Here is a 1,332-nt window from a genome sequence, read left to right as displayed (position 1 = left end):
CGCAGGGCTGCCCGAGCACAGGTCGCCGAGGCAACACGCCACCGTGCCCACCGTGGAACACGTCCACACCACCTTGCCGTCGTGCACCCTGAGGATCATCGGATGGCCACCGGGGTGCCACGCGCACGGGGGCCACGCTGTTGACAGACCCATCGCCCAACGCGCTTCGACCACCGCATCGTGAACAGCGTCACTGGCGAGGTACAGGGCTTCGACGTCCACGGGTGCACCTGGCTCCCCGACGAGGACCCCGGTGCCCGAACCGTCGGGCGTCCACACCATGACGGTGGTGGACGGATCGGGGTCGTGGCGCGCAGAGGGCTGCCAGTCCTCGTCCACACGAACGTCGACGCCACTGGATGCCAGGTCGCGCAGGATCGGGCCAAGGACTGCGACGGTCTCTGGTCTCACTGGTCCATCCTCACTTGCGCCGCCCCCGCATCGTCGCTCATGGCTCCACAGGGGCGACCTCACGGTCATCCCGCGCTGCGCGGTACTGCCCCGGTCAGCCGTCGAGGTGGGCGTACGCCTGCCGTGCCAGGGCGTGCAGACCTGACCAGTCCGAGACGTAGCCGGGATCCAGCTGCACCGCGAGGTCGTCATAGACCCGCACCGCTTCCAAGACCAGGGCAATGCCACCGATCGCAGTCCACGCATGCTGGCGCACCGTCTCTAACTGAGCGACCACTTCGTTGCGGGGGCCACCGAAGCGGTGACTGCTCGTCCCGGTGTCTCGGTCTCGCAGCACCATCGCCTGCACAAGGCAGCACCGCACCAGCTCTAGCCCCAGGTGAAAGCCGATGAGCAGGTCCGCCCGGGCCAGCTTCACCACCGCCAGGGCCGCGGTGAACCGGACGCCCATCACGTCGTCCCTCACCGCGCTGACCTGGGGGGCGTTGAGGCAGGAGTCAGCAACGCCCGGGAACGGCGCCGGATGCCAAAGCGTCGCCGAGCGCCTGTGCAGCAGTCGACCAGCTGGTAGAGCCGTCGGCGTGGATGTGGAGACCAGGTCCAGGCGCCGACCGTCGGTGTACACGACACGCTGAACGTTCAGGTCTTCGTCCTGGTGGCGGGTCAGGGCCCAGGGCTGCCCGAAGAGTGCCGGCCAAGCAGCGGTGGAGGCGGCGTCAGCGGCTGGGTCGAGCAGGACGGCCAGGTCGACGTCGCTCCACACGTCCAGCTGCCCAGCGGCCGGATCGGCGGCCGAGCCGTGCACGAGCAGTTCGATCACCCGCCTGTCGTCGACGGCCGCTTGTTGCGCTGCGTCGAGCAGTTGCTGCTGCCACGTCATGAGCTGATCGTGGCGGGTGACAGCTTCACGGTCATCCCGCG

At 68.8% G+C, this 1,332-nt stretch carries 2 protein-coding genes; both read right to left on the bottom strand.

Features of this window, described 5'->3' with window-relative positions; genetic code table 11:
• On the bottom strand, positions 1 to 411 hold a 411-nt coding region (locus AB1207_RS24430), incomplete at its 3' end, for a hypothetical protein (RefSeq protein ID WP_367641439.1).
• 94 nt (positions 412 to 505) lie between these two features.
• Positions 506 to 1,332: aminoglycoside 6-adenylyltransferase (locus AB1207_RS24425; RefSeq protein WP_367641437.1), on the bottom strand; the 827-nt coding region annotated here is incomplete at its 5' end.

The organism is Kineococcus endophyticus (assembly GCF_040796495.1).
GTDB classification, from domain to species: Bacteria; Actinomycetota; Actinomycetes; order Actinomycetales; family Kineococcaceae; genus Kineococcus; species Kineococcus endophyticus.
This window is presented reverse-complemented; position numbering and strand designations above follow the sequence as displayed.